The sequence below is a fragment of the Geobacillus proteiniphilus genome, from assembly GCF_001908025.1.
Lineage (GTDB): Bacteria > Bacillota > Bacilli > Bacillales > Anoxybacillaceae > Geobacillus > Geobacillus proteiniphilus.
This window is the reverse complement of sequence record NZ_MQMG01000024.1, coordinates 31,721-49,793: the sequence shown is the minus strand read 5'-3', so window position 1 is coordinate 49,793 and position 18,073 is coordinate 31,721. Positions and strand designations below refer to the sequence as shown.

Here is an 18,073-nt window from a genome sequence, read left to right as displayed (position 1 = left end):
AACGGAAAAGAAGTCTTCTTCCCAGCCTGTGAGCGAACGATTTTAAAACAATGGTGAAGCAGCTTTGAAAAAAGAAAATGGAAAAATATCACCATTCCTGTTATGATGGTAAAGGGTTTAGCGAACAAGGTGTCTACTTTCGTTTGTTGTTTAGGCCCCTTGTTTTGTTGGTAAAAAGGTTGTTGGCAGGTGAAACGATGAGAGATTTCCTTTCCCGCTGGCTCCCCGTCATTCTCTGGTGTGTCGTCATTTACACGTTCAGCGAGTCTTCCTGGTTCACTGGGGCGAATACGGCGCATGTGCTGCAGATGATTTTATCGTACTTGTCGTTTGGCGGCGGGGATGAAGAGGGGCCGTCATTTTTGAACTTTTTGATTCGCAAAGCGGCGCATTTGACGGAGTTTGGCATTTTGGCCGCGCTTGTATGGCGGGCGCTGTCGCCCAAGCGGTTTGCGTATGCAGGCGCTTGGCTGTTTGCGACCGCCTACGCGGCGACCGATGAGTGGCACCAATCGTTTGAACCAGGGCGGACGGCGACGCCAAAAGACGTGGCGATTGATTCGTGCGGGGCGCTGATTGCGCTTTTGATCGTCTTTGTTTGCCGCCATTGGTTAAGGACAAAGCATCGTGCGGTCAAACGCGGCGTATAATAGAATAAGCTCTCCCGATGTATCGGCTTAGATGTAAAAGGAAAGAATGGCAAATAACAAGTTTGCGAGAAAAGGGAGAGAGAGTCATGGTCGCGTTTATCGCGGGAATGTTTGTCGGCTCGTTCGTGATGCTCGTCATCATGAGCATGATGGTGGCCGCGAAACGGGCGGATGAAGCGAGCGAACGGTGGAGGGAAAAGTGAGAAGCTTGCAGAGGGACGTTAGGCAATGACCGAACGTCCTAAATTTTCCAAGACATATTGGTTGCTAGGAACAAAAATGATCGAATAAAGATGCACGGTTTGATGCAGGGTGGGCAGTGGCAACTCCCTTGATGAAAGGGGGGGCTGCTGGATGATGACTGTTGCGGAGGCGTTGTCGCTAATGATTTCGTTTGCGTCGCTGGTCGTAGCAGTCATTGCGGTATCAAAAGAAAAGTAACCCACCCTGCTCGGCCTAGGTGAGGGTGGGTTACTTCTGCCTGTTTCTGGGCGACTGCACTTCTTGCAGCAACCGTGCGTGTTGGTCAGGGCATTGGCGGTTGCCAATGTCCTGTTTTGTATCGTATGCTTTTCTATTCTTATTATAACCATGTTCTTGGGAAATCACAACACGGCTCACATGGAAAAGAGCGTATAACATGAGGATCAGCGCAAAAAATAGCTTGATGGCGCACAAAAAATAGGATATACTATGTGTAACCGGTTACACATAGACATAAAAGAAGGAATCGAACATGGCAACGATTCGTGATGTGGCAAAGCGTGCAGGTGTCTCCGTCGCCACCGTTTCGCGGGTGCTAAATCAAAATGGATATGTTAATGAGGAAACGGAAAGACGGGTTAGACAGGCGATGAAAGAGCTCAATTATAAACCGAATGAAGTGGCGAGAGCTTTGTTCAAAAAAACATCCAAAACCGTCGGATTGATTGTCCCGGATATTACGAACCCGTTCTTTCCCGAGCTCGTTCGCGCGGTGGAAGATGTGATGAATATTTATGACTATACGGTCATTCTATGCAATTCGGATGAGAAAGTAGAAAAAGAACGAGAATACATCGAAGTGTTAAAGCAAAAATATGTGGACGGCGTCATTTTGACCACTAATCAGTTAGCGCCGGAAGAAGTTGAGGAATGGGATGTTCCGATTGTCGTGCTCGACCGTCCGTTGCATGAGCGTTATCCGTCGGTGGTCGCGGATAATTACGAGGGAGCTCGTTTAGCGACGCGGCATTTGTATGAAGTGGGCTGCCGGCGGATTGCCCATATTCAAGGGCCCAACCACGTGGTGAACGCCATGGAGCGTTTCCGCGGCTATCAAGATGAAATGAGGGCGTTAGGGTTGGGAGATCGTCAGCTCGTCATTCAAGGGAATTACCAGTTGAAGCAGGCGAAAGAAGCGGTGATGGCCGCGTTGGCTGAACATGATATGGACGGGATCTTTGCCGGCAACGACGCGATGGCGGTCGGTGCTTTGAAAGCGGTTCAGCAATGCGGGCTGCGGGTTCCGGATGATATTGCCATTATTGGCTACGACGGCATCCCGCTGACGGAAATGACAACACCCGAACTATCGACCGTGTCTCAGCCTATTTACGAAATGGGGGCCATGGCGGCAAGAATTTTAATTAAACAAATTGAGGGGAAGCCGCTTGAGAAGCTCCATTATCAACTTCCGGTTCAACTGATGGTGCGACAGTCGACATCAAGGAGGAAAACGACATGAACAAACCAACCATTACGGTGATCGGCAGCATCAACATGGACTTAGTCACTGTGGCGGTGCGCTTTCCCAATCAAGGAGAGACGATTTTAGGCGAACAGTTTCTCACCACTCCCGGCGGCAAAGGGGCGAACCAGGCGGTGGCCGCCGCCCGCCTCGGCGCCAACGTTCGGATGATTGGCGCTGTTGGCGATGACTCGTTCGGCAAGGAGCTCGTCCGTTTGCTGCGATACGAAGGTATTTCCGTCGATCATGTGAAACCGGTTACACATGAACATACAGGCATTGCTTCCATTACGATTTCTGAGCGGGACAACCGGATCATTGTCGTTCCTGGGGCGAATTATGCGCTTACGCCGGAAGATCTCGATTCATGTGAATCCGTGATCGCCGAAAGCGATGTTTGCTTATTGCAGCTCGAGATTCCGCTTTCCGTTGTGGAACGGGCGGTTTCGATCGCTCATCGCCATGGCGTGCGCGTCATCGTCAACCCAGCTCCAGCCCAGCCGCTGCCGCCGTCGGTGCTCGAGCAGGCGAGTTTCTTGACGCCCAATGAACATGAACGGACTATTTTGTTTGACAAGATGGACGAAGAAGCGTTTGCCGATAAGCTGATTGTCACCGAAGGGGCAAAAGGGGTGCGCATTTGGCAAGACGGACAAGAACGGCTCATTCCAAGTTTCCAAGTTCCAGTCGTGGATACGACGGGCGCGGGCGATACGTTTAACGGTGCGCTTGCCGTGGCGCTGGCGGAAGGGAAGCCGCTTGATGAAGCGTGTCGGTTTGCCAATGCGGCGGCGGCCTTGTCGGTGACGAAACTAGGGGCGCAAGCTGGGATGCCGAGACGGCAAGAGGTCGAGTCATTTTTGTCCAAACAGAAGGAGAGTCAGTGATGAAAAAACGCGGGATTTTGAATAAAGAATTGAACACGCTGCTTGCCTCGCTCGGGCACACCGATACGATCGTGATTGCCGATTGCGGGCTGCCGATTCCGAATGAAAATGCGCGCATCGACTTGTCTCTCGTCAAAGGGGTTCCGCCCTTTTTATCCGTATTGGATGCGGTTGTTGATGAATTGGAAATTGAAGCAATCGTACTAGCCGAGGAGATCAAAGACCAGAATCCGGATCTATACGAAAGCATCAGGGCAAGAATGGGTGGTGTGCCTGTGCAGTTTGTTCCCCACGAACAATTCAAAGTGATGACGAAGCAGGCGAAAGCAGTGATTCGAACGGGGGAGGCAACTCCCTATGCCAATATCATTCTGCGTTCCGGTGTGAACTTTTCATAGAAAGATTTCTGAAGGAAAAGGAGGGCAGAAACGATGAGGCCCTTGATTGAAATGCGGTCGATTCAAAAATCGTTTGGCGGCAATATCGTTCTGAATGGCGTTGATTTTGAAGTGCTTCCTGGAGAAGTGCATGCGTTGATGGGAGAGAACGGAGCGGGGAAATCGACGCTCATCAAGGTGTTGACCGGCATTTATGAGCGGGATGGGGGAACGATTGTTGTCAACGGGCGCGAAGTGCATTACCGTCATCCGAAAGAGGCGGAACGCGACGGGATTGTCGTGATTCATCAAGAGTTGAATGTCATTCCAACATTGACGGTGGCCGAAAACATTTTTCTTGGCCGCGAGCCGAAAATCGGGAGAACGGGTGTCATTCGTTATAAAGAAATGGAGCAACAGGCCGCTTCCTATTTGCGGAGATTAGGGATGGACCTTGACCCACGAGAACTCGCCGGTCGGTTGTCTGTCGGAAAACAGCAAATGATCGAAATTGCCAGGGCCATTTCGACGAATGCGAAGTGCCTTATTATGGATGAACCGACAGCGGCGCTGACGGAACGGGAAATTCAGGCTTTATTTTCTGTCATTCGCACATTGACGCAGCAAGGCGTCGCGATCGTGTACATTTCTCATCGGATGGAAGAGATTTTTACCATTTGCGACCGGATTTCGGTTCTCCGCGATGGCCAGTTTATCGGAACGAAACGAGTAAAGGAAACGAACTTCGATGAAATTGTTCAAATGATGGTCGGCAGGCAAATTGGGGAACGTTTTCCAAAACGGCGCGTCACGATCGGAGAAGAACGGCTGCGCGTAGAGCGGCTCACGAAAAAAGGGTTGTTTGAGAATGTATCGTTTTCCGTGCGAGCCGGTGAAGTGCTTGGTGTGGCGGGACTGATGGGATCGGGGCGAACCGAGATCATGGAAGCGATTTTCGGCGCCAGACCATTCGATGAAGGAGACATCTATATCGACGGGCGCCCTGTGCGCATCCGTTCTCCGCGACAAGCCGTAGAACATGGCATCGCCATGATTACCGAAGACCGAAAGCAAAAAGGACTCGTCCTCGAGATGAGCGTCCATGAGAATTTGACCTTGCCGAAGTTGGAACAATTAGCAACAGCGGGATTCATCCAGTCATCGAAAGAATGGGACGTGGTGTTGTCATTGATCCACCTGTTGAATATTAAAGCCTCTTCCCCAGATTTACCCGTGAAAGCATTGAGCGGCGGGAATCAACAAAAAGTCGTATTCGGCAAATGGCTGGCGATGAACCCGCGCATTCTCATTTTGGATGAACCGACTCGCGGCGTGGATGTCGGGGCAAAGAAAGAGATTTATGAAGTGATCAATGAATTGGCCGCCCAAGGCGTCGCGATCATTATGATCTCTTCTGAACTGCCGGAAGTATTGGGCATGAGCGACCGCGTCATGGTCGTCCATGAAGGGAAAGTGCAAGCGATCTTGGAAAACGACGGCCTGGATCAAGAAACCATCATGCGGGCGGCGACAGGGGGGAATCGATGATGGAAGCAAAGCGAAAATGGGATGTGAAAAAACTAGGGCCTCTCATCGGATTGTTTCTGCTATGCATCGTGCTTTCCATATTGAGCGATGACTTTTTGACGATGGACAACTGGCTCAATCTCCTGCGGCAAGTATCGATTAACGCGCTCATCGCCTTTGGCATGACGTTTGTCATTTTAACGGGAGGCATTGATTTATCCGTCGGTTCGGTGTTGGCGTTATCAAGCGCTATCACAGCAGGAATGATGGCGCAAGGAATTAATGGTTTTGTCGCTATACTGGTGGGCCTATTAGCGGGTATGGTAATGGGAGTGTTGAATGGGGTGATCATCACTAAAGGAAAAGTGGCTCCTTTTATTGCCACGCTGGCGACCATGACGGCGTTTCGCGGCTTGACTCTCGTTTACACGGACGGTCGCCCGATTACAGGGTTTGCGTCTGATGACATCATGTTTCAGATGATGGGGCGCGGTTATTTCTTCGGCATTCCCGTACCTATTATATTGATGCTCATGGTCTATATCGCTTTGTATGTGGTATTGAAAAAGACTACATTTGGCCGCCATACGTACGCGGTTGGGGGGAACGAAGAAGCGAGCCGTCTATCGGGACTTCGCGTTGATCGACTCAAAATATATGTGTATGCACTAACAGGGACGTTATCTGCTTTGGCGGGGCTCATTTTAACTTCCCGTTTGAATTCCGCGCAGCCGACAGCGGGAACGGCGTACGAGTTGGATGCCATTGCGGCCGTTGTCTTAGGCGGCACCAGTTTGTCAGGAGGAAGAGGCTGGATTTTCGGCACGTTAGTCGGCGCCTTGATTATCGGTGTATTGAACAATGGATTGAATTTGCTCAATGTGTCGTCGTTTTATCAGCAAGTAATCAAAGGAGCGGTCATTCTTCTTGCGGTGCTGTTAGACCGCCGCAAAGAAGCATGATAGATTTTATCAAAAAACAAGGGGGAATCAAAATGAGAAAAGCAGTGGGGTTATTGGCGGCATTGTTGCTTGCGGGAGGCGTGTTGGGTGGATGTTCGCTCGACCAGAACAACGCATCGAGCGACAAAGGGAAAACGAAACATGACGGAGAAGTCAAAATCGGTTTGTCCATTTCCACTTTGAACAACCCGTTCTTTGTCACATTAAAAGAAGGGGCTGAAAAAGCCGCCAAGGACGAAGGGGCAGAATTGATTGTGGTCGATGCCCAAAATGATTCGGCGAAACAAATTAACGATATTGAAGACTTGATCCAGCAAAAGGTCGATGTGCTTTTGGTCAACCCGACGGACTCGAGCGCCGTGACTTCTGCGATTGAATCGGCGAACAGCGCCAACATTCCAGTGATTACCGTCGACCGTAGCGCGGACGGCGGGAAAGTGGTCACCCATATCGCTTCTGACAATGTGGCCGGTGGGAAAATGGCGGCACAATTTATTGTCGACCACTTGAAAAACGGTGGAAACATTGTGGAATTGGAAGGGATTCCTGGTTCCTCGGCGGCTCGTGAACGTGGAGAAGGATTTCACCAAGTGATTGACAAAGCAGCCAATATGAAAGTTGTGGCCAAACAAGCGGCAGATTTTGACCGGGCCAAAGGGTTATCAGTCATGGAAAACATTTTGCAAAGCCATAAAGACATTCAAGCGGTCTTTGCCCATAATGACGAAATGGCCTTAGGGGCGTTGGAGGCCTTGCAAGCGCATGGAATGAACAACGTCCTTGTGGTCGGATTCGATGCGACAGATGACGCAGTCAAAGCCGTGAAAGAAGGCAAAATGGCGGCGACGGTCGCGCAAAAACCGGCATTAATTGGCGAAAAGGCTGTGGAAGCCGCCATTCGCGTTCACAAAGGGGAGAAAGTGGATAAATTTATCCCCGTTCCGCTCGAGTTGGTTCAAGGGCAATAATATGGAATTTTATCCGTGGTGTTAGTTGAGCTCTGACGCTCAACTAACACCATGGGTATTTTAATATTCAATCAATTGATGATGTGCTAGAGGACATTTATAAAATTAGATACATCGTTCAATGAGCAGCCTGTCAATATTATACCTCACATTTCGCACCTTAACAGGGTCAAAACAAAGGATTTTTCATTTAGTTTTTCGGAATAATTTTTTGACCAACACGACTAGTGATGGCAATCCTTTTTTTACCATCGCTAGTCGTTCTTTATCCTGTTAGACGTGCTTGAGCCAATCGATGTCATGTGCCCACCGTTTTCGATGAACCAGCGCTTGCCGGCCGCTTAAGATATCCAAGATGAGCAGCCCCACCACATCGCTGGCTTGGGTTTGGCATTGAGGATCAACCGGAATCAGACGGTCCATCAGCTGGAGAAGGTCAAGATCTTTGAAGATGGTGCTTATGGATATTCAAATAGGAGCTTTCATTAATCGTCCGAATTCGAACATCCGTGGTGTGCAAATTCCTTTGCTTTCCTTGTGTATCAAGAATTGATTCGACATCGGAACGAAAAAATCCTCCCGATTTTTGTCGAGAGGGTGTGAAATGTGAGATAAAATTTCCCCCGCCAGATAAAACTACTCATAGCATAACGTGATGAACGCTTGTCCGACAAGAGGAAGTCGTAAAGTGAATGTTTTTTCATTTACATTAGGGAAAAAATGAGAAAGAGGGACCCGCCATGCTTCGCGAACTTGACTGGATGACGTACATCATGATCATTTTAGCCAGCTATCGGTTCACCCACTTGATCGTCTTTGATAAAATCACGGAATTTATTCGCAATCCGTTCATGAAAAAAGAGAAAATCCAACACGAGGACGGGAGTACGGAAATCAAGAAAGTGCCGAAATCGAAATTCGGCTATTTGTTGAACTGTTACTGGTGCGCGGGGGTGTGGAGCGCGGTTTTTCTCGCGCTTGGGTATTTATTCATCCCGAAGATCGCCATGCCGTTTATTTTTGTCTTTTCAATCGCCGGGGCGCAGGCGATTTTGGAGACGTTTGTCGGGGTGGGGACGAAGGCGATCGATCTGTTGTCGGCGGCGAAAAAGCGGATGGACTGACATTTGCGGGCGTGCGGCGGAAAAATGCGGCACGCCCGCTTTTCTTGCTTTTGTCGATACATCATGGTTGACTTATATAAGCATTTAATTATATACTGATTGACGGAAACCATTTCATTGGTCGGCGTGGCCGTTTCATGATGGATGTTCGTTTTTATATAAGTAAATCATTATATGATGATGAACGGAGGGGTGATATGCCGCAACTCGCAATGGAGATAGGAGCGGCCGCTCGGGTGTTGAAGCTGCTCGGCGATCCGACGCGGCTGACGATTTTGGCGATTTTGAATCAGCGGGAGTGCTGCGTGTGCGAGCTGCTTGAAGTGTTTTCGACCAGCCAGCCGGCGATCAGCCAGCATCTTCGCAAGTTGAAAGATGCTGGGCTGATCCAAGAGGAGCGGCGAGGGCAATGGGTGTATTATTCGCTCCGGCCGCAAAGCGAATACTACTCATTGTTGCAAGCGGTGTTGTCGTACGTTCCGGATCAAGATGAAAACATCCGCAAAATCGAAAAAGCGAATCCCGCGGTCCGCTGCGGGTGCTGATGTGGAATGACGAGGTGAATGATGGTGGATTGTTGCGAACCGAAGCGGTTGTCGTTTTTAGATCGCTTTTTGACGGTATGGATTTTTCTCGCGATGGCGGCCGGGATTGGAATCGGGATTTGGGCTCCGGGGCTGGTGGATGGATTGAATCGTCTGCAAGTCGGCACGACGTCGATTCCAATTGCGATCGGTTTGATTTTGATGATGTATCCGCCGCTGGCGAAAGTGCGCTACGAAGAGATGGGGCGCGTGTTCAAAGATGTGAAAGTGCTCGTTTTGTCTCTCGTGCAAAACTGGGTGATCGGCCCCATTCTCATGTTTTTGTTGGCGGTCATCTTTTTGCCTGACAAGCCGGAGTATATGATCGGCTTGATTTTAATCGGTCTCGCCCGCTGCATCGCCATGGTCATCGTCTGGAACGACTTGGCGCGAGGGGATGCGGAATATGCGGCAGGGCTTGTCGCTTTCAACTCGCTCTTTCAAGTGCTGTTTTTCTCGCTGTATGCGTACGTATTTGTGACGGTCATTCCTGGATGGATCGGGCTTGAGGGAGCCGTTGTCGAGATCACGATGGCGGAAGTGGCGAAATCGGTGTTTATTTACTTAGGCATCCCGTTTCTCGCCGGCATGGCGACAAGGTTTGTGCTTGTCAAAGCGAAAGGGCGGCAATGGTATGACACGGTGTTTGTGCCGAAAATCAGCCCGCTGACGCTCGTTGCGCTCTTGTTTACGATCGTGGTGATGTTTTCGCTCAAAGGCGATATGATCGTCAGCTTGCCGCTCGATGTTGTGCGCATTGCCATTCCGTTGCTGCTTTATTTTGTTGTGATGTTTTTTGTTTCATTCTTTTTGGCGAAAAAGTTAGGGGCTGGCTACCCGGTGTCGACGACGCTGGCGTTTACGGCGGGGAGCAATAACTTTGAGCTGGCCATTGCTGTGGCGGTTGGGGTGTTTGGCATTCATTCGGGCGCGGCGTTTGCGGCGGTCATCGGCCCGCTGATTGAAGTGCCGGTGATGCTGGCGCTTGTCAACGTAGCATTGGCGTTTCAGCGAAAGTATTTTTCCTCTGCTGCTCCAACATCAAAGTAAAGGTGGGAATCAACGATGAAGAAAAAAATCATTTATTTCTTATGCACCGGAAACTCATGCCGCAGTCAAATGGCGGAAGGCTGGGCGAAACAACTTCTTGGTGACGAATGGGAGGTGTACAGCGCCGGGATTGAAGCGCATGGCCTCAATCCGAACGCGGTGAAGGTGATGAAGGAAGTCGGCATCGATATTTCGAACCAAACGTCTGACGTCATTGATCCGGATATATTGAATTGCGCCGATTTGGTCGTGACGCTGTGCGGCCATGCGGCTGACCATTGCCCGGTCGTACCAATGCATGTGAAGCGCGTCCATTGGGGATTCGACGATCCGGCGAAAGCGGAAGGGACGGAAGAGGAGAAACTCGCCGTGTTCCGCCGCGTCCGCGATGAAATTGGCGCGCGCATCCGCCGGTTTGCCGAGACGGGAGAATAGAGACAGCGCCGGTGCATGGGAACAGGGCGAGCGGGGAAGACTGCCGTGCATAGAGTGCGAGGCGGATGGGAAGCGAAGGATTTTATTCCATTACTTGAGGGGAGAACTGAATGGATTTCTTTCATAAGCTAGTGCGCCGAAATATCAAAATCAGTAAACAATCTGGCGTCGGAGCGAAATGGAGGCAACGGTGGGAAGAAGTATTTGCCGGCCATTTGACCGTCGAAGAAAAACGGAGCATCCACTTTCATAATTGCAATGGGGGCAACGGCTACTTATGGCACGTGTTCAGCTATGGGATGAGAGGCTGTTTCACAGGAGAAGAAGCGGAAATGGCGTTTGATCGCGAAGAGAAAACGTGCTGCTATCTTTTCTTTCAACATCATGATGATGGGTTCAAAGTGGAGGATGCTTCTAGCTTGAAAGCTGCCGACTTGGCCGCGGGAAACGGCAGGATGGATCTCTACGTGGTTGACAGTGGGTTCAACTGGACGTTTGTCGTCACGCATGAAAGCGGATGGCTTGGTCCGTATTTTAGCAGAAGGTAACAGCCATGGCTTATCGGAAGCCAAGGAAATCCAATGAGACAGAAAGAAAAAGAGTTCCAACCGAGCCTCATTGCAGACTAGGTTGGAACCTTTTTCCTTACCGCTGATCGGCCGGGAACACGATCCCAGTTTGTCGGCGCGCTTCGTCCATGATTTCGATCGTCCAAAGCGAATGGCGGTGCGAGTTGATGGCAGACTCCCGTTCCCCGCTTTCGATCAAACGGATAAACTCTTCCGCCTCGTAATACATCGGCGGTTTATCTTGCGGGACGGTGATGTCCTCGATGCGCCCGTCGCGGTAGCGGATTTCGACTTTCGCTGGCGTATGGATGGCGTCGATGATCATGCTTCCGTCTTCCCCTTGAATTTCCGAAGGCAAGTGCGAGTTCGTGATTTTCGAATAAAAGACGACCGCGTCCATGTCCCCGTAATGAAGCACGATCGAGCCTTCGCCGTCCACCCCTGATTCGAGCTTGACGCTATGCGCTTTGAGGTTTTCCGGCTTGCCAAATAAGACGACCATTGGATACAGGGAGTAGACGCCAAGGTCCATCAGCGCCCCGTTCGAGAAAGCGGGGTTGAAGGCGTTAAGCACCGTTCCTTGTTTATAAGCGTCATAGCGCGACGAGTATTGGCAATAGTTCGCCACGTAGCGGCGGATGCGGCCGAGTTTCGGCAAGTGCTCGCGGATGGACGCAAAGTTCGGCATGAGCGTTGACTTCATCGCTTCCATCAACACGACGCCGTTTCGCTCGGCCGCTTCGATCATCGCCTTTGCTTCTTTGGCGTTCGAGGCGAACGGTTTTTCACACAAGACGTGTTTGCCGTGATTCATGAGCCAAATTGCCTGTTCGGCGTGAAATGCGTTCGGGCTGGCGATATAGACGGCATCAATGTCATCGCTTTCGGCCAGCTTTTGCAAGTCGGTGAACGTCCGCGGAGCCCCGACTTTGTCGGCAAACCGCTTTGCTGTTTCCTCCGTCCGCGAGTAGACGGCGGCGAGCTCAAATGAGTCAATGAGACGCGCGGCTTCGATAAAGGCTTCTGTAATCCAGTTCGTTCCGATTGTAGCAAATCGGACCATGTTGATTCCCCCTTTGATGTCATCGACCATCATTGTACCATAATCAACCGACGAGGCTTTGCATTGATCTTTAGCCGATGCGCCTTTCCCATTATATTTCATATAGTTCGATTGGCAACCGGTCCGGATCTTGGAAGAAGGTGAACCGTTTTCCGGTCGCTTCGTCAACACGGACGGGTTCGGTATCAATGCCATGTTGGCGCAAGTAGGCAATGGCTTCATCGAGGTTGTCCACCGCCAAAGCAAGATGGCGCAGTCCGCACGCTTCCGGGTAGCTTGGGCGCTTTGGCGGGTTTTCGAAGGAGAATAACTCAATCTGAATGCCGCCATCGGCTTCTAAATCGAGTTTGTACGAGCGGCGCTCGGCGCGGTATTGCTCCCGGATGGGGCGAAATCCGAGAATTTCCGTATAAAATCGTTTTGACCGCTCATAGTCCGAGCAAATAATGGCGATATGGTGAATCGTGGTGAGACGCATGTCGATTCCTCCTCTATAAGACGGGTGATGTATTGCAAAATACCGTTGAACTGGTCCGTTCTCCAATTAGGGAAACCTTGTAGAACCAACTTCTTTTTTGAAAAAATGCCGCTGATTTGCGCGTGACAGCCATTTTTCATCGGCCTTCTAGAAGGCTGGTGATTTAGTGAAAAGTCGCGGAAAACGGACTCTCTTCTCAAATTGAGAAGTCCTGTAAAATCAACGCTTCTCTTTCAGCCGAAAGCAACGGGTTCGGCGAAATCGGTCGTTTTTCACCAGCCCTCTGGGATGTCGTCAAAAAGCGGCCTCCCCACCGATGAAACCGGTATCGTTTTCCGCCAGCTTTCGATGTTTGGGGCGAATCGAACCGGGAGTTATTATTTTGCGATAATGGAAACGGCTGTCGATGATTGTCGAAGCAGGCGAAAAATGTCCGCTCTCCTTATATTGACAGCTTGAACATCTATATACTATCATAAACCTTGTAGGTTAGAAAATTTAAAATATTCATTTGATATTTTGGCAGAAAAAATGAGTTCTTACCACGTTTTTTGTAAGCGCTTAACCGTTATACTGCCTCATGATTGCCACACCATCGATGCCGCACCATTGTTTTTGTTTCCAATCACAACATGAGAACAAGGGGAAGGGGATATCGCATGATCTACGAATTTAAATTGCCAGACATCGGCGAAGGGCTGCATGAAGCGGAAATCATCCGCTGGCTCATTCGCGAAGGGGATGTGGTCAAGGCCGATCAGCCGATTGCCGAAATTCAAACGGATAAGGCGATGGTCGAAATGACGACGCCAGTGGCGGGGAAAGTGGTGGTGCTTGCCGGGCCGGAAGGGGCGACGGTGAAGGTTGGGGAGCCGTTGATTGTCGTGGAAACTGAGGCGGCGGTCACGGCCGAAGCAGCGTCGGCCGACGGTTCGGCTCGGGAGCCTGTGCCTGCCCTGCGTGGAGAATTCCTTCGTCCTGCGCGCAAGCGGGCGATTGCCGCGCCGTCTGTGCGCAAGCGGGCGCGGGAAATGGGCGTTCCGATCGATGAAGTGGAAGGAACGGGCGAAGGCGGCCGGGTGACGCTCGCCGACTTGGAGCGGTATGTCAGAGAACGGGAAGCAGCTGCGGCGGTGGCGGAGGTGGCAAGAAGGGAAGCGAACGAAGCCGGCGTTCTGCCGACCGGCAGCGCGAGTGCGGCCGGAGGACGGCAGGAGAGTATAGCCGCATGGACGTCCATCGCGAGTTTGGACGCGGTGTTTGAAGAAGAAGAGCGAATCCCGCTTCGAGGCTTGCGCAAAAAAATCGCCGAAAAAATGGTGAAATCGATGTACACGGCGCCGCATGTGACCGGCATGGACGAGGTGGACGTCACGAAGCTTGTGGAAATCCGCAAGCACCTTGCCAGTCAGTTGGCGGAAGAACGCATCAAGCTGACGTATTTGCCGTTTGTCATCAAGGCGGTGACAAGGGCGCTGAAGCAATATCCGATGTTTAACGCTTCGCTCGATGAAGAGACGAATGAAATCGTGCTGAAAAAGCGCTATCACATCGGCATCGCGACGGCGACGAAAGCTGGGCTCGTCGTCCCCGTCATCCGTGACGCCGATCAAAAATCGATCCGCGAGCTCGCCATCGAAATCGCCGAACTGTCAGAAAAAGCGCACCGCCAGGCGCTTCGCCTTGAGGAGCTGCAAGGAAGCACGTTTACGATCACGAGCACCGGGGCGGGCGGGGGCTGGTTTGCGACGCCGATCATCAACTATCCGGAAGTGGCCATTTTAGGGGTGCATGCCATCAAACGGCGTCCGGTCGTTGTGGATGATGAAATCGTCATTCGCGACATGATGGGAATGTCGCTTACGTTTGACCACCGCGTCATTGACGGAGAGCCGGCCGGGCGGTTTATGCGGACGGTGGCGCACTATTTGGAGAATCCGGAAGTGCTGTTGTTGGACGTGCGGTAGGCGGCGCCGAGGTGTTCGATATCTTTTGAAGGTCGGTGACGCAACTTGAGAAATTCCATCTGAAATGTAAGGACACATTTTGTTGAAGCAATCGCTGCTGTTCATCACTTTCCTCGTTTTTCTTGCGCCGGCAAGGAACGAACGAAGATCATGCTCGATCACGAAACGATGGGAGGGGATCGCATGTTGGATCCAAACGAACTGCAGGTCGAGATCGTGCAAATTCTCGATGAAAACGGAAACGGCGATGAGGAGAAGTTAGCGGCGTTTTCCGATGAGTGGCTGCTTCGTGCCTACCGGGAAATGCGGCGGGCGCGCGTCATTGATGAGCGGCTGCTTCGCATGCAGCGGCAAGGGCGGATCGGGACGTATGCCCCGTTTAGCGGTCAAGAGGCGGCGCAAATCGGAAGCGCCCTTGCGCTTCGAAAAGACGACTGGATTTTCCCGAGCTACCGCGAAGTGGCGGTCTGCTTGATGCATGGCATGCCGCTTGAGCAGTTTTTCCATTATGTGCAGGGCCGCCTGTCGGGAAAGCGGATGCCGGAAGGATTGAACATTTTCCCAACGCAAATCATTATCGCGGCGCAGACGCTTCATGCGGTCGGCTGCGCGTGGGCGTCGAAATTGAAAGGCGAATCGCAAGTATCGGTTGCTTATTTCGGCGATGGCGCGACGTCAGAGGGCGATTTTCATGAAGCGATGAATTTTGCCGCGGTGTACAACGTGCCGGTCATCTTTTTCTGCCAAAACAACCAGTACGCCATTAGCGTCCCGTACCGGAAACAGACGGCAAGCCGGACGATCGCGCAAAAAGCGCTCGCTTACGGGATGAAAGGAGTGCTCGTTGACGGCAACGACGTGCTGGCGGTTTATGAAACGATGAAACAAGCGGTTGAAGCCGCCCGCGGCGGCGAGGGTCCCATGTTGATCGAGGCGCTCACCTATCGGCTTGGGCCGCACACGACGGCGGACGACCCGACGAAATACCGCCGGCCGGAAGAGGTTGAAACATGGCGGACGAAAGATCCGCTTCACCGTCTGCGAGTGCTTTTGGAACGGCGCGGATTATGGACGGAAGCGCAAGAAGAAGCGCTTGTCGCCCAAGTGAATGACGAAGTGACGGCGGCGTACGAGGCGGCCATCGCCAGCAAGTCCGGTTCGATTGTCGATGTATTCGATTACGTGTACAGCGAGGCGCCAAAATTGCTTGCCGAGCAAAAAGAAGAAGTGATGCGGCGCAAACAACGGAGCGGGGTGAGATAAATGGCCGAGCTGACGATGATTGAAGCGATCAATGAAGCGATGCGCCAGGAGATGGAGCGCGATTCGCGCATCATCGTGCTTGGCGAAGATGTCGGCGAAAACGGCGGCGTCTTCCGGGCGACGGACGGGCTGCTTGAGCAATTTGGCGACCAGCGTGTGTTTGATACGCCGCTTGCGGAATCGGGCATTATCGGCACGTCAATCGGTTTGGCGATCAACGGAATGCGGCCGATTGCCGAAATTCAGTTTCTCGGGTTTGTGTACCAGGCGATGGACCAGCTTGCGGCCCAGGCGGCACGCATCCGCTTCCGCTCCGCCGGACGGTTTTCGTGCCCGATCGTTGTGCGCAGCCCGTACGGCGGCGGGGTGCGGACGCCCGAATTGCATTCGGATGCGCTCGAGGCGCTGTTTACCCATTCCCCGGGCTTAAAAGTGGTCATGCCGTCCAATCCTTACGATGCGAAAGGGCTATTGATTTCCGCCATTCGCGATGAAGACCCGGTTTTGTTTTTGGAGCCGATGAAGCTGTATCGGGCGTTTCGCATGGAGGTGCCGGAAGAACCGTACACGATTCCGCTCGGCCAAGCGCGGGTCGTCAAAGAAGGAGACGATGTGACGATCCTCACGTGGGGGCCGACGGTGCCGCTTGTCGCCAAACTTGCCGCCGAGATGCAAACGAAAGGGGTCAATGCGGAGGTGATCGACCTTCGCTGCCTGCAGCCGCTTGATATCGACACGATCATTGCCTCGGTGGAAAAAACAGGGCGGGTGATGATCGTTCACGAGGCGGTGAAAACGGGGGGATTTGGCGCCGAAGTGGCGGCCTTGATCAGCGAGCGGGCGCTATTCGCTCTCTCGGCCCCGATCGTGCGCATCGCCGGCTACGACACGCCGTATCCGGTGCCGTCGGTGGAAGATGATTGGCTGCCGAACGCCGAGCGTATTGCGGAAGGGATTCACACGTTGCTGCGTTATTAGCCGATGGGCGGTACGTCCGCTGATCCCATCGATAAGGGGGAGAACGATGAGCGTATACGAATCACTGCTTGAATTGATCGGCGACCGCGAGCGGGTGAGCGTCAATGAAACGGTGCTCGAACACCACAGCAAAGGCATCGCCTACCATGCGCCGCATGCGCCTGATGTCGTTGTCTTTCCGAAGACGGCAGAGGAAGTGAGCTGGGTGATGGCGTTTGCCAACGAGCACCGCATTCCTGTTACGCCGTTTGGCGCCGGCACGAGCTTGGAAGGGCATGTCATCCCGGTTGCGGGCGGCATCAGCTTGGATTTGACGTTGATGAACAACATCATCGACATTCGCCCGGACGATTTTCTCGCCATCGTCGAGCCGGGAGTAACGCGGCTGCAACTGAATGAGGCGCTTAAGCGATATGGGTTGTTTTTCCCGGTCGATCCGGGGGCGGACGCGACGATCGGCGGCATGGCGGCGACGAACGCGAGCGGCACGAACTGCGTGAAATACGGCGTCATGCGCGATCAAGTGCTTGGCCTTGAGGTGGTGCTCGCTGACGGTTCGGTCATTCAAACGGGCAGCTTGGCGGTGAAATCGTCGGCCGGCTATGATTTGACAGGCTTGTTCGTCGGGTCGGAAGGGACGCTTGGCGTGTTCACCCGCCTTATTGTCCGCCTGCATGGCATTCCGGAGGCGACAAACGCTATCAAAGCGTGCTTCCCATCGCTCGAGGCGGCAGCGCAAGCGGCGTTTGCCGTGCTGAAAGCCGGCGTCGGTCCGGGGAAAATCGAGCTCGTTGACGAGGCGACGATCGCGGCGGTCAATGCGTACAAAAAAACCGATTATCCGGTGAAACCGACGTTGTTTATCGAACTGAGCGGCAGCCCATCAAGCGTCGAGGACGGAACAAAGCTTGTCAACGAATTGTGCGAAGCGGAGGGGGCGGTTTCGTTTGTGGTCGAGACCGACTCGCTCGCCCGCGCGAAGCTTTGGGAAGCGCGCCACCATGCGGCGTTCGCCATTCAAGCCGCCTATCCAGGCAAGGCGATGCTCTCAACAGATGTGTGCGTGCCGCTGTCCGAGCTGCCGGGGGCGATCGCCGATACACGTCGGCTCGTTGACGAGCAGAATATGACCGCCGCGATTTTCGGCCATGTCGGCGACGGCAATTACCATACGGTGCTTGCCTTTGACCCGAACGATGCGGATGAGATGGCGCGGATCGAACGCGTGCACGCCCATATCGTCCGCTATGCCTTATCGCGCGGCGGCACGTGCACGGGAGAGCACGGCATCGGCATTGGCAAACGGGCGTTTTTGCGTGAAGAAAAAGGAGACGCCGTGCTTTGGATGAAACGGTTGAAACAGCTGTTTGACCCGAACGGCATTCTCAATCCGGGGAAAATTTTTTGATCATAGCGGACGCTCTGCATCCCTGCCTGTTGGCGGGGATTTTTCTTTTGATCG

The 18,073-nt window shown here is 52.5% G+C and carries 20 protein-coding genes and 1 pseudogene; 17 read left to right on the top strand and 4 right to left on the bottom strand.

What is annotated here, in order from left to right; genetic code table 11:
• The first annotated feature begins 197 nt into the window (after positions 1-197).
• Together BRO54_RS09900 and BRO54_RS20525 are read left to right on the top strand one after the other, a co-directional pair.
• Positions 198-650, top strand: coding sequence for a VanZ family protein (locus BRO54_RS09900; RefSeq protein ID WP_050367906.1), 453 nt, complete (start codon positions 198-200; stop codon positions 648-650).
• Between the two features lie 86 nt (positions 651-736).
• Positions 737-853, top strand: a complete 117-nt coding sequence (locus BRO54_RS20525; protein WP_013146530.1) for a DUF3789 domain-containing protein — start codon at positions 737-739, stop codon at positions 851-853.
• Between the two features lie 18 nt (positions 854-871).
• Here BRO54_RS20525 and BRO54_RS21045 read toward each other — a convergent pair whose 3' ends face one another.
• Positions 872-1,096 carry a hypothetical protein gene (locus tag BRO54_RS21045; RefSeq protein WP_167367376.1) on the bottom strand — a complete coding sequence of 75 codons (225 nt, stop codon included), beginning with the start codon at positions 1,094-1,096 and terminating at the stop codon, positions 872-874.
• Positions 1,097-1,386: 290 nt separating this feature from the next.
• Here BRO54_RS21045 and BRO54_RS09895 point away from each other — a divergent pair, with 290 nt between their 5' ends.
• Genes BRO54_RS09895 through rbsB form a run of 6 tightly spaced genes read left to right on the top strand, consistent with a single transcriptional unit; the run spans position 1,387 to position 7,100 of the window.
• Positions 1,387-2,376: a LacI family DNA-binding transcriptional regulator gene (locus tag BRO54_RS09895; RefSeq protein WP_074043834.1), complete on the top strand. Its 990-nt coding sequence runs from the start codon at positions 1,387-1,389 to the stop codon at positions 2,374-2,376.
• A complete protein-coding gene (gene rbsK, locus BRO54_RS09890) occupies positions 2,373-3,266 on the top strand; it encodes a ribokinase (protein WP_074043833.1) in 894 nt (297 codons plus the stop codon). Before BRO54_RS09895 ends, rbsK begins: the two co-directional genes overlap by 4 nt.
• Positions 3,266-3,664: a D-ribose pyranase gene (gene rbsD, locus BRO54_RS09885; RefSeq protein ID WP_074043832.1), complete on the top strand. Its 399-nt coding sequence runs from the start codon at positions 3,266-3,268 to the stop codon at positions 3,662-3,664. The genes rbsK and rbsD overlap by 1 nt, the downstream gene beginning before the upstream one ends.
• A 33-nt stretch (positions 3,665-3,697) precedes the next feature.
• Positions 3,698-5,191, top strand: coding sequence for a sugar ABC transporter ATP-binding protein (locus BRO54_RS09880; protein ID WP_074043831.1), 1,494 nt, complete (start codon positions 3,698-3,700; stop codon positions 5,189-5,191).
• Positions 5,188-6,132: a ribose ABC transporter permease gene (rbsC, locus tag BRO54_RS09875; RefSeq protein ID WP_074043830.1), complete on the top strand. Its 945-nt coding sequence runs from the start codon at positions 5,188-5,190 to the stop codon at positions 6,130-6,132. Before BRO54_RS09880 ends, rbsC begins: the two co-directional genes overlap by 4 nt.
• Positions 6,133-6,164: 32 nt before the next feature.
• On the top strand, positions 6,165-7,100 hold the full coding sequence (rbsB, locus tag BRO54_RS09870) for a ribose ABC transporter substrate-binding protein RbsB (RefSeq protein ID WP_074043829.1): 936 nt from the start codon (positions 6,165-6,167) through the stop codon (positions 7,098-7,100).
• A 291-nt stretch (positions 7,101-7,391) separates the two neighbouring features.
• Here the strand turns inward: rbsB and BRO54_RS21000 are convergent.
• A pseudogene (locus BRO54_RS21000) lies at positions 7,392-7,620 on the bottom strand (DUF4277 domain-containing protein); the annotation flags it as partial.
• Positions 7,621-7,840: 220 nt separating this feature from the next.
• Between BRO54_RS21000 and BRO54_RS09860 the strand changes: the two are divergent.
• The 5 genes from BRO54_RS09860 to BRO54_RS09840 all read left to right on the top strand — a co-directional run bounded on the left by BRO54_RS09860 (position 7,841) and on the right by BRO54_RS09840 (position 10,841).
• Positions 7,841-8,224, top strand: a complete 384-nt coding sequence (locus tag BRO54_RS09860; protein WP_074043828.1) for a DUF1360 domain-containing protein — start codon at positions 7,841-7,843, stop codon at positions 8,222-8,224.
• A gap of 197 nt (positions 8,225-8,421) precedes the next feature.
• On the top strand, positions 8,422-8,769 hold the full coding sequence (locus tag BRO54_RS09855; RefSeq protein ID WP_074043827.1) for an ArsR/SmtB family transcription factor: 348 nt from the start codon (positions 8,422-8,424) through the stop codon (positions 8,767-8,769).
• Between the two features lie 21 nt (positions 8,770-8,790).
• Positions 8,791-9,858, top strand: a complete 1,068-nt coding sequence (arsB, locus tag BRO54_RS09850) for an ACR3 family arsenite efflux transporter (RefSeq protein ID WP_176202386.1) — start codon at positions 8,791-8,793, stop codon at positions 9,856-9,858.
• Positions 9,859-9,873: 15 nt separating this feature from the next.
• Positions 9,874-10,293: an arsenate reductase (thioredoxin) gene (gene arsC, locus BRO54_RS09845; protein WP_074043825.1), complete on the top strand. Its 420-nt coding sequence runs from the start codon at positions 9,874-9,876 to the stop codon at positions 10,291-10,293.
• A 110-nt stretch (positions 10,294-10,403) separates the two neighbouring features.
• Positions 10,404-10,841, top strand: coding sequence for a DUF4275 family protein (locus BRO54_RS09840; RefSeq protein ID WP_074043824.1), 438 nt, complete (start codon positions 10,404-10,406; stop codon positions 10,839-10,841).
• Positions 10,842-10,938: 97 nt separating this feature from the next.
• Here BRO54_RS09840 and BRO54_RS09835 read toward each other — a convergent pair whose 3' ends face one another.
• Both BRO54_RS09835 and gloA2 read right to left on the bottom strand, forming a co-directional pair.
• Positions 10,939-11,925, bottom strand: a complete 987-nt coding sequence (locus BRO54_RS09835) for a Gfo/Idh/MocA family protein (RefSeq protein WP_074043823.1) — start codon at positions 11,923-11,925, stop codon at positions 10,939-10,941.
• Between the two features lie 91 nt (positions 11,926-12,016).
• The gene (gloA2, locus tag BRO54_RS09830) at positions 12,017-12,403 is read right to left on the bottom strand and encodes an SMU1112c/YaeR family gloxylase I-like metalloprotein (protein ID WP_074043822.1); all 387 of its coding nucleotides are present in this window, start codon (positions 12,401-12,403) and stop codon (positions 12,017-12,019) included.
• Positions 12,404-13,062: 659 nt separating this feature from the next.
• On the opposite strand from gloA2, the gene BRO54_RS09825 reads away from it, so the two are divergent.
• From BRO54_RS09825 to BRO54_RS09810, 4 genes are all read left to right on the top strand, one after another.
• Positions 13,063-14,370 carry a dihydrolipoamide acetyltransferase family protein gene (locus tag BRO54_RS09825; protein ID WP_074043821.1) on the top strand — a complete coding sequence of 436 codons (1,308 nt, stop codon included), beginning with the start codon at positions 13,063-13,065 and terminating at the stop codon, positions 14,368-14,370.
• A gap of 183 nt (positions 14,371-14,553) precedes the next feature.
• Positions 14,554-15,633 (top strand): pyruvate dehydrogenase (acetyl-transferring) E1 component subunit alpha, encoded by a 1,080-nt coding sequence (gene pdhA, locus BRO54_RS09820; RefSeq protein WP_074043837.1) that lies wholly within the window; start codon positions 14,554-14,556, stop codon positions 15,631-15,633.
• On the top strand, positions 15,634-16,611 hold the full coding sequence (locus BRO54_RS09815) for an alpha-ketoacid dehydrogenase subunit beta (protein WP_074043820.1): 978 nt from the start codon (positions 15,634-15,636) through the stop codon (positions 16,609-16,611). It abuts the gene before it with no gap.
• Between the two features lie 46 nt (positions 16,612-16,657).
• Positions 16,658-18,019, top strand: coding sequence for an FAD-binding oxidoreductase (locus tag BRO54_RS09810; protein WP_074043819.1), 1,362 nt, complete (start codon positions 16,658-16,660; stop codon positions 18,017-18,019).
• Positions 18,020-18,073: the final 54 nt, after the last annotated feature.